Origin of the sequence: Mycobacterium sp. 3519A, from assembly GCF_900240945.1 — a bacterium.
In the GTDB taxonomy this organism is placed as follows: Bacteria; Actinomycetota; Actinomycetes; order Mycobacteriales; family Mycobacteriaceae; genus Mycobacterium.
Map to the genome: position 1 here is coordinate 2,600,939 of NZ_OESG01000013.1, position 14,122 is coordinate 2,615,060.

Annotated in this window: 16 protein-coding genes; 11 read left to right on the plus strand and 5 right to left on the minus strand. The window is 68.0% G+C overall.

Features of this window, described 5'->3' with window-relative positions; translation table 11 throughout:
- The first annotated feature begins 20 nt into the window (after positions 1-20).
- Genes bioB through C1A30_RS20345 form a run of 3 tightly spaced genes read left to right on the plus strand, consistent with a single transcriptional unit; the run spans position 21 to position 1,836 of the window.
- A complete protein-coding gene (gene bioB / locus C1A30_RS20335; RefSeq protein WP_101949917.1) occupies positions 21-1,016 on the plus strand; it encodes a biotin synthase BioB in 996 nt (331 codons plus the stop codon).
- The gene (locus C1A30_RS36105) at positions 1,017-1,217 is read left to right on the plus strand and encodes a hypothetical protein (protein WP_101949918.1); all 201 of its coding nucleotides are present in this window, start codon (positions 1,017-1,019) and stop codon (positions 1,215-1,217) included. It begins immediately after the preceding gene.
- Positions 1,204-1,836 carry a DUF2567 domain-containing protein gene (locus C1A30_RS20345; RefSeq protein ID WP_101949919.1) on the plus strand — a complete coding sequence of 211 codons (633 nt, stop codon included), beginning with the start codon at positions 1,204-1,206 and terminating at the stop codon, positions 1,834-1,836. Before C1A30_RS36105 ends, C1A30_RS20345 begins: the two co-directional genes overlap by 14 nt.
- On the opposite strand, the gene C1A30_RS20350 is transcribed toward C1A30_RS20345, so the two are convergent.
- Entirely contained in the window at positions 1,802-3,139 is a 1,338-nt protein-coding gene (locus C1A30_RS20350; RefSeq protein WP_101949920.1) for a lipase family protein, read from the minus strand. The two genes, C1A30_RS20345 and C1A30_RS20350, sit on opposite strands and share 35 nt — an antisense overlap.
- A 43-nt stretch (positions 3,140-3,182) precedes the next feature.
- On the minus strand, positions 3,183-3,884 hold the full coding sequence (locus tag C1A30_RS20355) for an NUDIX domain-containing protein (protein ID WP_101949921.1): 702 nt from the start codon (positions 3,882-3,884) through the stop codon (positions 3,183-3,185).
- A gap of 46 nt (positions 3,885-3,930) precedes the next feature.
- On the opposite strand from C1A30_RS20355, the gene nadA reads away from it, so the two are divergent.
- The 4 genes from nadA to C1A30_RS20375 all read left to right on the plus strand — a co-directional run bounded on the left by nadA (position 3,931) and on the right by C1A30_RS20375 (position 8,152).
- Positions 3,931-4,974, plus strand: a complete 1,044-nt coding sequence (nadA, locus tag C1A30_RS20360; RefSeq protein WP_101949922.1) for a quinolinate synthase NadA — start codon at positions 3,931-3,933, stop codon at positions 4,972-4,974.
- Positions 4,971-6,515, plus strand: coding sequence for an L-aspartate oxidase (locus tag C1A30_RS20365; RefSeq protein ID WP_101949923.1), 1,545 nt, complete (start codon positions 4,971-4,973; stop codon positions 6,513-6,515). Before nadA ends, C1A30_RS20365 begins: the two co-directional genes overlap by 4 nt.
- Entirely contained in the window at positions 6,515-7,372 is an 858-nt protein-coding gene (nadC, locus tag C1A30_RS20370) for a carboxylating nicotinate-nucleotide diphosphorylase (protein ID WP_101950349.1), read from the plus strand. Before C1A30_RS20365 ends, nadC begins: the two co-directional genes overlap by 1 nt.
- 246 nt (positions 7,373-7,618) lie before the next feature.
- On the plus strand, positions 7,619-8,152 hold the full coding sequence (locus tag C1A30_RS20375; protein WP_235010013.1) for a hypothetical protein: 534 nt from the start codon (positions 7,619-7,621) through the stop codon (positions 8,150-8,152).
- A gap of 119 nt (positions 8,153-8,271) precedes the next feature.
- On the opposite strand, the gene C1A30_RS20380 is transcribed toward C1A30_RS20375, so the two are convergent.
- On the minus strand, positions 8,272-8,862 hold the full coding sequence (locus tag C1A30_RS20380; RefSeq protein ID WP_101949924.1) for a TetR/AcrR family transcriptional regulator: 591 nt from the start codon (positions 8,860-8,862) through the stop codon (positions 8,272-8,274).
- A gap of 64 nt (positions 8,863-8,926) precedes the next feature.
- Here C1A30_RS20380 and C1A30_RS20385 point away from each other — a divergent pair, with 64 nt between their 5' ends.
- Entirely contained in the window at positions 8,927-9,952 is a 1,026-nt protein-coding gene (locus C1A30_RS20385; protein WP_101949925.1) for an alcohol dehydrogenase catalytic domain-containing protein, read from the plus strand.
- Here the strand turns inward: C1A30_RS20385 and C1A30_RS20390 are convergent.
- Both C1A30_RS20390 and C1A30_RS20395 read right to left on the minus strand, forming a co-directional pair.
- Positions 9,942-10,580 (minus strand): LysE family transporter, encoded by a 639-nt coding sequence (locus C1A30_RS20390; protein ID WP_101949926.1) that lies wholly within the window; start codon positions 10,578-10,580, stop codon positions 9,942-9,944. The genes C1A30_RS20385 and C1A30_RS20390 overlap by 11 nt on opposite strands.
- Before the next feature lie 21 nt (positions 10,581-10,601).
- On the minus strand, positions 10,602-11,021 hold the full coding sequence (locus tag C1A30_RS20395; RefSeq protein WP_200828318.1) for a nitroreductase family deazaflavin-dependent oxidoreductase: 420 nt from the start codon (positions 11,019-11,021) through the stop codon (positions 10,602-10,604).
- A gap of 56 nt (positions 11,022-11,077) precedes the next feature.
- Here C1A30_RS20395 and hisD point away from each other — a divergent pair, with 56 nt between their 5' ends.
- Genes hisD through hisB form a run of 3 tightly spaced genes read left to right on the plus strand, consistent with a single transcriptional unit; the run spans position 11,078 to position 14,120 of the window.
- Complete coding sequence (gene hisD, locus C1A30_RS20400; protein WP_101949927.1) at positions 11,078-12,406, plus strand: histidinol dehydrogenase; 1,329 nt, start codon at positions 11,078-11,080, stop codon at positions 12,404-12,406.
- Positions 12,403-13,509: a histidinol-phosphate transaminase gene (locus C1A30_RS20405; protein WP_101949928.1), complete on the plus strand. Its 1,107-nt coding sequence runs from the start codon at positions 12,403-12,405 to the stop codon at positions 13,507-13,509. The genes hisD and C1A30_RS20405 overlap by 4 nt, the downstream gene beginning before the upstream one ends.
- Positions 13,506-14,120, plus strand: a complete 615-nt coding sequence (hisB, locus tag C1A30_RS20410; protein WP_101949929.1) for an imidazoleglycerol-phosphate dehydratase HisB — start codon at positions 13,506-13,508, stop codon at positions 14,118-14,120. Before C1A30_RS20405 ends, hisB begins: the two co-directional genes overlap by 4 nt.
- Positions 14,121-14,122 lie beyond the last annotated feature (2 nt).

Sequence of the window (14,122 nt, forward strand, 5' to 3'; positions counted from 1 at the left end):
CAAGTCACGATGGAGGACCGGTGAGCGACATTCTGGCGGAGGCCCGCGAGCAGGTGCTGGAGCGCGGCGAGGGCCTGAACCAGGATCAGACGCTGCGAATCCTGCAACTGCCCGACGACAGGCTCGACGACCTGCTCGAACTGGCCCACGAGGTGCGGATGCGCTGGTGCGGGCCCGACGTCGAGGTCGAGGGCATCATCAGCCTCAAGACCGGCGGCTGCCCCGAGGACTGCCACTTCTGTTCGCAGTCCGGGCTTTTCGCCTCACCGGTGCGCAGCGCGTGGCTGGACATCCCGAGCCTGGTCGAGGCGGCCAAGCAGACCGCCAAGACCGGTGCGACCGAATTCTGCATCGTGGCCGCTGTACGCGGACCCGACGAGCGACTGCTGGCTCAGGTCGCCGCAGGCATCGAGGCCATCCGCAACGAGGTCGACATCCAGATCGCGTGTTCGCTCGGCATGCTGACCGCCGAGCAGGTGGACCGCCTCAAAGAGATGGGTGTGCACCGCTACAACCACAACCTGGAGACCGCGCGGTCGTTCTTCACCAACGTCGTCACCACCCACTCGTGGGAGGAACGCTGGGAGACGCTGCAGATGGTCCGCGAGGCGGGCATGGAGGTGTGCTGCGGCGGCATCCTCGGCATGGGCGAAACCCTGGAGCAGCGTGCCGAATTCGCGGCGAACCTGGCCGAGCTCGATCCGCACGAGGTGCCGCTGAACTTCCTCAATCCGCGGCCGGGCACCCCGTTCGGCGACCTCGACGTGCTGCCCGCATCGGAGGCGCTGAAGGCCGTGGCCGCGTTCCGGCTGGCGTTGCCGCGCACCATGCTTCGCTTCGCGGGCGGCCGCGAGATCACCCTGGGCGACCTCGGCGCCAAGAAGGGCATCCTCGGCGGCATCAACGCCGTCATTGTCGGCAACTACCTGACGACGCTCGGCAGGCCGGCCGAGGCCGATCTGGAACTGCTCGAGGATTTGCAGATGCCGATCAAGGCGCTCAACGCCAGCCTGTAGATGGCGGCCAAGTTCAACGTCTACACTGGCGAGCCCGCGGGCGGAGCCGTTCCCACGGCCGCCCAACTCGGTTTGGAGCCACCCCGGTTCTGCGCGGAGTGCGGCAGGCGCATGGTGGTGCAGGTGCGTCCAGACGGCTGGCTGGCGAAGTGCTCGCGCCACGGTGAGCAGGATTCGAAGGACCTAGATGAGCGACGTTGAGGCACCCCGCATTTCGCGAGCCAGAGCCGCGCTGACCACGGTTGCGGCGCTGACTGCGACCGGCGCGGTGGTGGGTGCGCTGTGGGCGTGGCTGGCGCCGCCGATCCACGGCGTCGTGGCGCTGACCAAGAGCGGAAACCGGGTCACGGCGTATCTCGGCAACGAGGGCGATCACTTCTTCATCGCGGCGTTCATGGTGGTGGGGATGGCATCTGCGGTGGCCGTCGTCGCCGCGGTGCTGGTGTGGAAGTGGCGAGCCCACCGGGGTCCGGTGATGACCGCCGCGCTGACGCTCGGTTGCGCCGCAGCGGCTGGCGCCGCAGCGGGTGTCGGTGCGGCCCTTGCACATTGGCGCTACGGCTCGATCGACGTCGCGGCCGCTCCGGTCACACCGGAACATCGGGTGCATTACGTCGTCGAGGCGCCAGCGGTGTTCTTCGGCCACGGGCCGCTGCAGATCGCCGCGACGATCCTGTTTCCTGCCGCCGTCGCGGCGCTGGTTTACGCGCTGATGGCCGTATCCACCCAGCGCGACGATCTGGGGGCGTGGCCGCCGGTCGAGGAACCCGTGCCGGCCCCGGCCGTCACAGCGGAGAACGCTCTACCGTCCGCCCAGTGACGACCTTCGCGGCGATCTTGAGCAGCCGCGCCATGCCGACATAGGTCATCGGGTTCAGCAGCGTCGGCCAGGTGGTCCGCACCAGGTGCTCGTCGAGCGGCTTGCCGTTGAAGCGGTCGGTCAGCCAACGCAGCGTCATCGGCGCCGACATCGGGTGCAGCAGCATGTGCTCGCTGAACATGTCGCGGTGGTAGGTCACCGACGCGCCGCCGGACTGGTAGGTGTGCGTCAGTTCGTCGATGTCGTCGACGGAGACGATTCTGTCGTGCACGGCCTGCACGATCAGCACCGGCGGCGTCGGCACCGCGGTGCCCAACTTGATGCTGTCGAACACGTGCTGGACTTCTGGTGTCTGCAGGATCTGCTCGAGCGGCTGATCGACCAGCTTGCCCATGTCCATACCGACGAAGCGCAGCACCGCGTGGGCGGTCGTCATCTTCTCGATCCGGGTCAGCATCGCCTTGCCCTGTTCGGTGGCGTGCTCCTGGATGACCTTGTCGAGTTCCGGATAGACATGGGTGAGCGCGGCCACCACCATGCCGGGCAGCCCGGAGTAGAAGCTTCCGTTCAGGCGCCGGAACGCGTGGCCGAGGTCGGCGACCGGCGACCCGAGCACCGCCCCGACGATGTTGAGCTCGGGCGCATACGACCCGCTGACTTCGGCGGCCCATGCGGTGGCCAGGCCGCCGCCTGAGTAACCCCAGAGGCCGACCGGCCCGCCCGCGGACAATCCGAGACGGTCGTAGTTCAACGCGGCGCGGACACCGTCGAGCACGTGATAGCCGGGCTCATACGGCGCGCCCCACAGTCCGCCCGGTCCCTCGTGGTCGGGTACCGACACCGCCCAGCCTTCCGCCAGTGCAGCGGCCACCAGGAAGAACTCGATCTGCGCCAGCGCGCCCAGCGCCTTGGCGCCGCGCCGCATCGCGTACGACGGGAAACAGCGGCCCGCCACCGCGTCGATCGCGCACTGGTAGGAGATGAGCGGAATCGGACCCGCTGACGCGCGTTCCGCAGGCACGATCACCGTGGTAGCCGTGGCCTGCGGCAGGTCGTTGAGGTCGGTCGTGCGGTACAGCAACTGGGTGGCGGTGAACCGCTGGGGAACCAGGCCCATGAACGCCAGTTCGACGTCGCGCGAGCGCAGCACCGTGCCGGGCCGGGCGTGCTCGAAGCCGGCAGGCGGCTGGTAGAAGGGGTCTTTCGCGGGGACGACGGGCCGGGCCCTGCGCTCTAGCTCCTCGTGGAGTGGCTGGCCGATCCATTCGGCGCCGGTCGACCGCGCCGCGCTGCCCAAGTCCATCCGGTCATTCTTACCTTAAGAGGCCGTTAAGAATCCAGCCGACTCACCCGGGCGGGCGCAACGCGGCGAACTCGTCGGTCACCCGGTAGTGCGAGTCGGTGAAGCGGTACAGCGCGGCGGGCCGACCGCCGCTGCGGCCCGAGCGTGCAGTGGTTCCGGTCCGGGTGATGACGTGCCGACGCTCGAGGACGCGTTGCAGGTTCGTTGCGTCGACCTGGTAGCCCAACGCCGCGCTGTAGATGTCGCGCAGCGTGGACAGCGCGAATTCCGTTGGCGTCAAACCGAATCCGATGTTCGTATAGGACAGCTTGGCGACGAGGCGGGTGCGGGCGTGCTCCACCATCGGGGCGTGGTCGAACGCCATCGGCGGCAGGTCGCTGACCGGATGCCAGCGGGTGTCCGGCGGGAGTTCCGGCGTTGCGGCGGAGGGCACCAGACCGAGGAACGTCGACGCGATCGTGCGCACGTCGGGCACGCGCTTCGGGTCGGAGAACACAGCCAACTGCTCCAGGTGAGCAAGTTCACGCAGGTCCACCTTCTCGGCGAGCTGCCTGCGAACCGAACTGGTCAGATCCTCGTCGACGCCGAGACGGCCACCAGGAAGCGACCACTTTCCGGCCTCCGGTTCCAGTGCACGCTGCCACAACAGCACGTGAAGTGCGGGTTTCGGGGGCCTTGCGGAAGTCGGGCCCCGAACCTGAAACACGACGGCGAGCACCTCGTGGGCGGTGCTAGTATGTGACATGTTTTCGATTATAAGTCGAAAACCTCGACGGATTGGAGAGTTGGCTATGACGGTTCTCGACCGTATGGCTACGAACGATCTCGCGGACCGCATCGTCGCTGGCCCGACCGGATATTCCGGGGTGGACGGCGACGAGAAATGGGCCGCGGAGGTGCGCCGCCTCGCCGACCTGCGAGGTGCGACGCTGCTCGCGCACAACTACCAACTGCCGGCCATCCAGGACGTCGCCGACCATGTCGGCGACTCCTTGGCGCTGTCGCGGATCGCCGCGGACGTACCCGAGGACACCATCGTGTTCTGCGGTGTGCACTTCATGGCCGAGACGGCCAAGATCCTCAGCCCGGACAAGAAGGTGCTGATCCCGGACCAGCGCGCAGGCTGCTCGCTGGCCGACTCGATCACCGCCGACGAGTTGCGGGCCTGGAAGGCCGAACATCCCGGCGCAGTCGTGGTGTCCTACGTCAACACCACCGCCGCGGTGAAGGCCGAGACCGACATCTGCTGCACGTCGTCGAACGCGGTCGAGGTCGTCGCGTCGATCCCCGAAGACCGTGAGGTGTTGTTCTGCCCCGACCAGTTCCTCGGCGCACACGTGCGTCGCGTGACTGGTCGGCAGAACCTGCACGTGTGGGCGGGTGAATGCCATGTGCACGCCGGCATCAACGGCGACGAACTGGCCGACCAGGCCCGCACCCATCCCGACGCCGAACTGTACGTGCACCCCGAATGTGGTTGTGCCACATCGGCTCTCTACCTGGCAGGCGAAGGCGCCTTCCCCGAGGACCGGGTCAAGATCCTGTCCACCGGCGGCATGCTGGACGCCGCGCGCGAAACGAACGCCCGCCAGGTGCTGGTTGCCACCGAGGTTGGCATGCTGCACCAATTGCGCCGCGCCGCACCGGAAGTCGACTTCCGCGCGGTCAACGACCGGGCGTCGTGCAAGTTCATGAAGATGATCACCCCCGCAGCGCTGCTGCGGTGCCTGGTGGAAGGCCGCGACGAGGTCGACGTCGATCCCGAGACCGCCCGATTGGCGCGCGCCAGCGTGCAGCGGATGATCGAGATCGGTACACCCGGCGGCGGCGAATGACCGGCTGCGGAGGTCGCGGATACTGGCAGCAGCGTGCCGACGTCGTCGTCCTCGGCACCGGCGTCGCCGGTCTGGTCGCGGCATTGGCGGCGCACCGCAGCGGCCGAAAGGTCATGGTGCTGAGCAAGGCAGGCGACACCGCCACCTTCTACGCCCAGGGCGGCATCGCCGTGGTGCTGCCGGACGCACTGCGCGACGACGGCGATTCGATCGACCGGCATGTGGCCGACACGCTGGCCGCGGGCGCCGGACTCTGCGATCCGGTGGCCGTGCGCTCGATCGTGGCCGACGGTCACCGTGCGGTCCGCGAATTGGTCGACGACGGAGCGCATTTCGACGAGGCGGCACCCGGACAGTGGGCGCTGACCCGCGAGGGTGGACATTCGCGGCGGCGGATCATTCACGCCGGCGGCGACGCGACCGGCGCCGAAGTCCAGCGCGCACTCGACAACGCGGCAGCGCGGTTGGACGTCCGGCGCAACCACGTGGCGCTCGAACTGCTGCACGCCGACGGCGCCGTGACCGGGGTGCTCGTCCTCAACGAGGACGGACTGGGCATCGTGCATGCGCCGTCGGTGATCCTGGCGACCGGGGGACTGGGCCACCTGTACACCGCGACCACCAACCCCGAGGGGTCCACCGGTGACGGTGTCGCGCTGGCGATGTGGGCGGGCCTGCCCGTCAGCGACGTGGAGTTCATCCAGTTCCACCCGACCATGCTGTACGACGGCGACGCCGGCGGCAGGCGGCCGTTGATCACCGAGGCGGTCCGCGGCGAGGGCGCGGTTCTCGTTGACGGCCAAGGACGTTCGGTGACCGCAGGCGTCCATCCGATGGGTGATCTGGCGCCGCGCGACGTGGTGGCCGCAGCCATCGACGCCCGCCTGGTTCAGACCGGCGACCCGTGTGTGTACCTCGATGCACGCGGCATCGACGGCTTCCCGGCCCGGTTCCCCACCGTGACCAAGGCCTGCCGCGCTGCCGGTATCGACCCCACCCGCGAACCGATCCCCGTCGTTCCCGGGGCACACTACAGTTGCGGCGGCGTGGTGACCGATCTGCACGGGCGCACCGAACTCCCCGGATTGTTCGCCGCGGGCGAGGTGGCGCGCACCGGTCTGCACGGAGCAAATCGACTGGCGTCCAACAGCCTTCTCGAGGGGTTGGTCGTCGGTGGCCGTGCGGGTAGGGCCGCCGCCGACCATGCGCTGGCCGCCGGTCCAGGTCGCGCGGAGTACCCGGAACCGTCGAAGCGACGCGCGTTGCCGCGGGGCGACCTGCAGCGCGCGATGACCCGGTACGCATCCGTCGTGCGCGACGCAGACGGCCTGGAGCGGCTTGCCAAGGAGATCGACACCGCGCGGCCGCGAAACATCCTGTCCCGCAGTGACTTCGAAGATGTCACGCTGACCACCGTGGCGGGCGCGGGCGCCCCCGCGGCGATGGCCCGCACCGAATCCCGCGGCTGCCACCACCGCGCCGACTTCCCGGACACCGATCCGGCGTTCGCCCACAGTCTGCTTCCGGCGGTGGCGTGCTGATGGAACTCAGCGCCGACGAGCTGACCGAAGCTCGAAGGGTGATCGCCCGCGCCCTCGAGGAGGACCTGCGCTACGGGCCGGATGTCACCACGTTGTCGACGGTGCCTGCGGACGCGACGACCACCGCGTCGATGGTGACGCGTGAACCCGGCGTCATCGCAGGCGTCGACTTCGCGCTGCTGGTGCTCGACGAGGTGATCGGGCCCGACGGCTACCGCGTCAAGGAGCGGGTCGATGACGGGGCGCGGCTGGATGCCGGCGGGGTGCTGCTCGTCGTCGAGGCGCCGACCCAGGGTCTGCTCACCGCCGAGCGCACGATGCTGAACCTGGTGTGTCACCTGTCGGGCATCGCGACGACCACTGCGGCGTGGGTCGCCGCCGTCGAGGGCACCAAGGCGAAGATCCGCGACACCCGCAAGACCCTGCCCGGTCTTCGCGCGCTGCAGAAATACGCGGTGCGCGTCGGCGGCGGTGTCAACCACCGGATGGGGCTGGGCGACGCGGCGTTGATCAAAGACAACCATGTCGCGGCCGCCGGTTCGGTGGTGGCGGCGCTGCGTGCCGTTCGCGGTGCCGCACCTGAGCTGGAGTGCGAGGTGGAAGTCGACTCGCTCGAACAGCTGGACGAGGTGCTCACGGAGAACGTCGAGCTGGTTCTGTTGGACAACTTCCCCGTCTGGCAGACCCAGATCGCCGTGCAGCGCCGCGATTCCCGTTCTCCCGCAACGAAACTCGAGTCCTCTGGGGGCCTGTCGCTGGAGACCGCGGCCGAGTACGCGGGTACGGGCGTCGACTATCTGGCGGTCGGTGCCCTCACCCACTCCGTGCGTGTGCTGGATGTCGGACTAGACGTCTAACCGGCCTTGCCGTCTGCGCCGTCGCCGCTTGCCGGGGTGGTGCCGGTTCCCGTTCCGCTTTACCGGATGAATTGGCTAACCGCTAAACCAATCTGAGCAACGTATTTAGCACTTTCTGGAGAGGGGAAAGGCAATTCATTGGTGTAATTGTAATTATTCTGCAAATGGGGCAGCGAAACCGTCCGCCGCGACTCGCAGGGCGCGACGCGACGCCTGATCGGCTGCTCGCGCCGTTACTATCGCCTCATGCCGGAGTCATCATCGATCGAGTCCACCGCCGACTACCCCGAATCCGGCGGGTCGCGCTGGACCCGAATTCTTCTTCCCATCACTCTTGTCGTGGCCGTCGCAGCGGTCGTTCTGGCCGGTTGGGCGTTGTACCGCCTGAGCCAGGAAGGCACTCCCGAGTCACCGAATTACTCAGGGGCACAACGGACTGACGCCAAGACAAAGGTCTGCGCCGCCGCGGATGTGGTCCGCAAGGGCGTCTCGTTGAACACCAATCTGCAGCCCCCCGGCGGGCCAGAAGACGTGACAGGCACCCTGGCAGTGGCGGCCAACGCACGCGTCTCGCTGTACGACGGGGGCCAGTATCTGCTCGCCAGGATCGACCCGGCCACGCCGCCGGAGCTCGCCGACGCGGCAAAGAAGTTCGCGAACCTGTTGATGGACATCGGCGCAAACGCCACCGCAGGATCGCAGAATTCGGAGCCCGAACAAGCCGCGCGGCTGAAGGAAGCGGACGCCAGCAATGCCTCAATTATGCAATTGTGTAAATGACACTTCCGCAATTAACTGAATTCTGCATCGCAATTTAACGACAGCGGACGTCAATTTCAAGATCTCGCCGATACGCGATCGACGGCGTAGTCAGCTAACTTTGCTCGGGTGACCCGGCCTCAGCTCCCGTCGTGAGCTCCGCGCGCTGGGCTGAGCAGCGTGCGCGCCGCGGCTTTCGCCGCGGTCAGGGATCCGGTGTTGCCCGCGATACGGGACAGAATCAGCGCACCCTCGAGCAGGGCGATGACCGCGAGCGCGGTCTGTTGCGCGTCGTCGTCTGGCCACCCGTCGGCCGTCAGCCTGTCGGCGACAGCGGCGCACCAGCCCGCGAACGCCCTGGCCGAGGCATCGCGCACTTGCCGGCTGGCGTTCACGGACTCGGTGGCTATGGGCTCGATGGGGCAGCCGTCGCGGTGATCGGACGACAGCCCGGCGCTCATCAGGTCGATCCACGCGTCGACGATGTCCGCGACCGGCAGGTCGCTGTCGAGGAACGACCGCAGCCGTCGCTCGATCCCGCTGCCGACGATGTCCACCACCGCCGCCGCGAGCTGCTGCTTGCCCTCGGGGAAGTGGTGATACAGCGAACCGGCCTTGACGTCGGCCGATTCCAGGATCTGGTTGACACCCGTGGCGGCGTAGCCCTGCCTGCGAAACAGCAGGGCGGCGCTGTCCAGCAGCGCGGCGCGGCTTCGATCCGGACGAGGCATGCCCTTGACTTTACTTGAATGGTCGCTCAACAATACTTGAAAGGTCGCTAAAGAAAGGCCGGTCATGCAGCAGTTGATGTTCGAGGCGGCGGGCGAATACGCGTGGCGAGACGCTCCTGACCCGCAGCTAACCGCCGCTGAACAGGCGATCGTCCGACCGGTCGCGGTGGCGTGTTGCGACCTGGACGTGGCAGTCGCCGAGGGGCGGCTGCCGATGCCGCCCGGGCACGCCGTCGGCCACGAAGGGGTGGCGGAGGTGGTCGCGGTCGGCGACGCCGTGCGCGACGTGAGAGTCGGCGATCGGGTGATCGTGCCGTTCCAGATCAACTGCGGCACGTGCGCCGCCTGCCGGCGCGGCGTCACGGGGTCGTGCGCCTCGTTGCCGTTGATGGCGATGTACGGCATGGCGCCGCTGGCAGGTCTGGACGGCGGCGGCTTCATGGCCGACCTGCTGCTGGTGCCCTACGCCGACGCGATGCTGGTGCGGCTTCCCGACGACGTCGACCCAGTGGCCGTCGCGTCGTTGTCCGACAACATCCCCGACGGCTGGCGCGCCGTCGGGCCGTATCGGCGTGAGCTGGATGCGCTCGATCCCGCCGAGCGCCGGGTGCTGGTCGCGGGCAGGCTGTCGATCGGCCTGTACGCCGCGGCGTTCGCATCGGCCTACGGCGCACAGGTCGACTACCTGGACACCGACCCGCAGCGGCTGGCGATGGCCGAGAAGCTGGGCGCCACCGTGCACGACCGGGTCAAGCCCGACAAGTCCTGGGAGCCCTATCCGATCACCGTGCACACCACCGCCGACCCCGCCGTGCTGGCGGCGACGATGCGCGCCACCTGGCCCGACGGGGTGTGCACCGATACCGGCATCTACTACCAGGGTGGCGTCGAACTGCCGCTGCTGTCGATGTACACCAGGGGCCTGCGGTTCGTCACCGGCCGGGTGAACGCGCGCGCGGTCATTCCCGAGATCCTCGAATTGCTCACGGCGCGTTGTGATCTCGCCCCCGCAGTGGACCGCGTCGTCGCGTTCCAGGACGCCCCGTCGGCCTGGCCGGCGATGACGGGTAAGACGGTGTTCACGCGGTGATCGGCCCGCGGCGCACCAGTGACAGCACGACGGCCGCGCCCGCGAACAGCCCGGAGAACACGCGATTCATCACCGTTTGCTTGCGCGGCGTGTGCAGCCACTTCAGCAGGCGCACCGACAGCCCGGTGTAGAACCCCATCACCACGAGGTCGACCGCCACCATCGTCACGCCGACCGCGAGGTATTGCGGAAGCAGCGGTTGGGTGGGCACCACGAATTGCGGCAGCACCGCCAGGAAGAACACCAGGCCCTTGGGGTTGGTGGCGTTCACCAGGAAGCCACGCACCAGCAGCGCGAGGCGGCCGCCGTCCATCGCCTTGCCGACCTGCTCGCGCAGGTCGATGGTCGCGGTACGCCATTGGCGCACAGCCAGATACACCAGATACGCCACACCGATCCACTTGATGATGTTGAACGCCAGGATCGAGTTGGCCACCGCCGCACCCAGGCCGATCGCGACGAGAGCGAGTTGCAGCATCAACCCGATCTCGAGTCCGAGGATGCTCCAGTAGCCGCGCCGCACACCGTGTGTCAGGCCGGTCGCCATCGACTGGATGGCGCCTGCGCCCGGTGACACGCTGATCGCGATCGCCGCACCGAAGAACGTCAGCCAGACTTCCCACGCCATGAAGTCAGTCTGTCAGCGCGGTCAAGCGATATCGGCGACGAAGATGGCCATGTTCTTCACCTGCGCGCGGGCCATGAACGGCAACCCGTCGGCGCTGCCGCCCGCCGGCACGATGCGTGGATTGGTGAGGTGCACCTCGCGGCGAATGAACTTCAGGTCGGCCTCACCGGCCGCCAGCACGTTCTTCACCCAGTCGGTCTTGCCGTGGCCGAGCGCGATCGCGACGAGGTTTCCCTTGCGATACGCGGTGACGATGGTCTCGTACGGCTTACCCGACTTGCGGCCGCGGTGCTTGATGGTCGCCATTCCCGGCAGGAACCGCGCGATCGGCTTGAAGACCGGGTTGAAGTACTTGACCTGGAAGTTCTCCACCGCGACCGGAAACACCATCGGCACACCGGGCGCGTTATTGGGGTGGTCTTTACGAGATACGGCGGACATGGTCATGAAAGTAATGGATTTTTGTTCGCGCAGGCCGATCAGGGACAATTGAGCCGATGACCCCGTTCACGATGACCCGCGTCGACCTGCGCAACCGCACACTGAGCGCTGCGCAACTCAGGGCCGCGCTGCCACGCGGCGGCGTGGACGTGGACGCGGTGGTGCCCAGGGTGCGGCCCATCGTCGACGCGGTCGCCGAACGGGGCGCCGCCGCCGCCCTCGAGTACGGCGAATCGTTCGACGGGGTGCGGCCGGCAACCGTCCGGGTGCCCGCCGCCGAATTGGAGGCGGCACTGGCCGCCCTCGACGTCGACGTCCGCGCGGCCCTGCAGGTGTCGATCGACCGGGCCCGCGCCGTGCACGCCGACCAACGCCGCACCGACACCACGACCACGTTGGCGCCGGGTGCCACCGTCACCGAACGCTGGGTACCGGTCGAGCGGGTGGGCCTCTATGTGCCCGGCGGCAACGCCGTCTACCCGTCCAGCGTGGTGATGAATGTGGTGCCTGCACAACTGGCGGGCGTCGACTCGTTGGTGATCGCCAGCCCGCCGCAGGCCGACTTCGGCGGCCTGCCGCACCCGACCATCCTGGCCGCCGCCCGGCTGCTCGGCGTCGACGAGGTGTGGGCCGTCGGCGGCGCACAGTCGGTGGCGCTGTTGGCCTACGGCGGCACGGACACCGACGGCAGCGAGTTGGCGCCGGTCGACATGATCACCGGGCCGGGCAACATCTTCGTCACCGCCGCCAAGCGGATCTGCCGTTCGCAGGTGGGTATCGACGCCGAAGCCGGCCCCACCGAGATCGCGATCCTCGCCGACCACACAGCCGACCCGGTGCACGTCGCCGCGGACCTGATCAGCCAGGCCGAGCACGACGAGATGGCGGCCAGCGTGCTGGTGACCGACAGCGTGACGCTGGCCGACGCCACCGACCGGGAACTGGCGAACCAACTGCAGACCACCGTGCACCGTGACCGGGTGACCGCCGCGTTGACGGGCAAGCAGTCCGCCATCGTGCTGGTCGACGACATCGATGCCGGTGTCCGAACCGTGAACGCCTACGCCGCAGAACATCTGGAGATCCAGACCGTCGATGCGCGCGAGGTGGCCACCCGGATCCGTTCGGCGGGGGCGATATTCGTCGGCGCGTACTCGCCGGTGAGCCTCGGCGACTACTGCGCCGGGTCCAACCACGTGCTACCCACCGCCGGCTGCGCCAGGCACTCCAGCGGGCTGTCGGTGCAGACCTTCCTCAAAGGCATCCATGTCGTCGACTACGACGAAGCAGCGCTCAAAGACGTGTCCGGGTACGTGATCACGCTGTCGCAGGCCGAGAATCTGCCCGCCCACGGCGAGGCGGTCCGACGGAGGTTCGAGGCGTGACCATCGGCAAGAACGTGACGCTCGACGACCTGCCCCTGCGGGACGATCTGCGGGGCAAATCGCCGTACGGCGCACCGCAACTGGACGTCCCGGTGCGGCTGAACACCAACGAGAACCCACATCCGCCGACTCAGGCGCTGATCGATGACGTGACGGCCTCCGTGCGCGCGGCGGCGGGGGATCTGCACCGCTACCCGGACCGTGATGCGGTCGCGCTGCGCAGCGACCTGGCCGCCTACCTGGCGGCACAGACCGGTACGCCGCTGAGTGTCGAAAACCTGTGGGCCGCAAACGGTTCCAACGAGATCCTGCAGCAGTTGTTGCAGGCGTTCGGCGGGCCGGGCCGCAGCGCGATCGGATTCGTGCCGTCGTATTCGATGCACCCGATCATCTCCGACGGCACCCAGACCGCGTGGCTGGTGGCCAACCGGGCCGACGATTTCAGCCTCGACACCGACGTCGCGGTGCAGGCCATCAAGGAGCACACGCCGGACATCGTGTTCGTGGCCAGCCCGAACAACCCGTCGGGCCAAAGTGTTTCGCTGGACGACCTGGATCGACTGCTCGGCGCCATGTCTGGCGGCATCCTGATCCTCGACGAGGCCTACGGCGAGTTCTCGTCGCAGCCGAGTGCGGTCAAGTTGATCGACGACCATCCGACCAAGCTCGTCGTCACCCGCACCATGAGCAAGGCGTTCGCGTTCGCAGGCGGCCGCCTCGGCTATCTGATCGCCGCACCCGCCGTCATCGACGCGATGTTGCTGGTGCGTCTGCCGTACCACCTGTCCTCGGTCACACAGGCCGCCGCCCGCGCCGCCCTGCGGCACGCCGACGACACGCTCGGCAGTGTCGCGAAGTTGATCGCCGAGCGCGACCGGGTCACAGCAGGGTTGACCGGCATGGGTTTCCGGGTCATTCCCAGCGACGCCAATTTCGTGCTGTTCGGTGAGTTCAGCGACGCCCCCGCCACCTGGCAGCGCTACCTCGATGCGGGAATCCTCATCCGCGACGTCGGCATCCCCGGCTACCTGCGTGCCACCACGGGACTGGCCGCCGAGAACGATGCGCTGCTCGAAGCGAGCGCCCGAATAGGAGCACAGTGACCGAACACCGTCGCGCGAAAGTCGAACGCAAGACCAAGGAATCCGACATCGTCGTCGAACTCGACCTCGACGGCACCGGCGTCGTCGACGTCAGCACCGGGGTGCCGTTCTTCGACCACATGTTGACGTCGCTGGGCAGCCACGCGAGTTTCGACCTGAGCATCAAGGCCACCGGCGACATCGACATCGAGGGCCATCACACCATCGAGGACACCGCCATCGTGCTGGGTCAGGCCCTCGGTCAGGCGCTTGGCGACAAGAAGGGCATTCGCCGGTTCGGCGACGCGTGGATCCCGATGGACGAGTCGCTCGCGCATGCCGCCGTCGACGTATCGGGCCGGCCGTACTTCGTGCACACCGGGGAACCGGATTTCATGGTCGAGTTCACCATCGCCGGATCCAGCGCGCCGTATCACACGGTGGTCAACCGGCACGTGTTCGAGTCGCTGGCCTTCAACGCCCGAATCGCCCTGCACGTGCGCACCCTGTACGGCCGGGACCCGCACCACATCACCGAGGCGCAGTACAAGGCCGTCGCGCGCGCGTTGCGGCAGGCCGTCGAGTACGACCCACGGGTCAGCGGGGTGCCGTCGACCAAAGGCACGTTGTGACA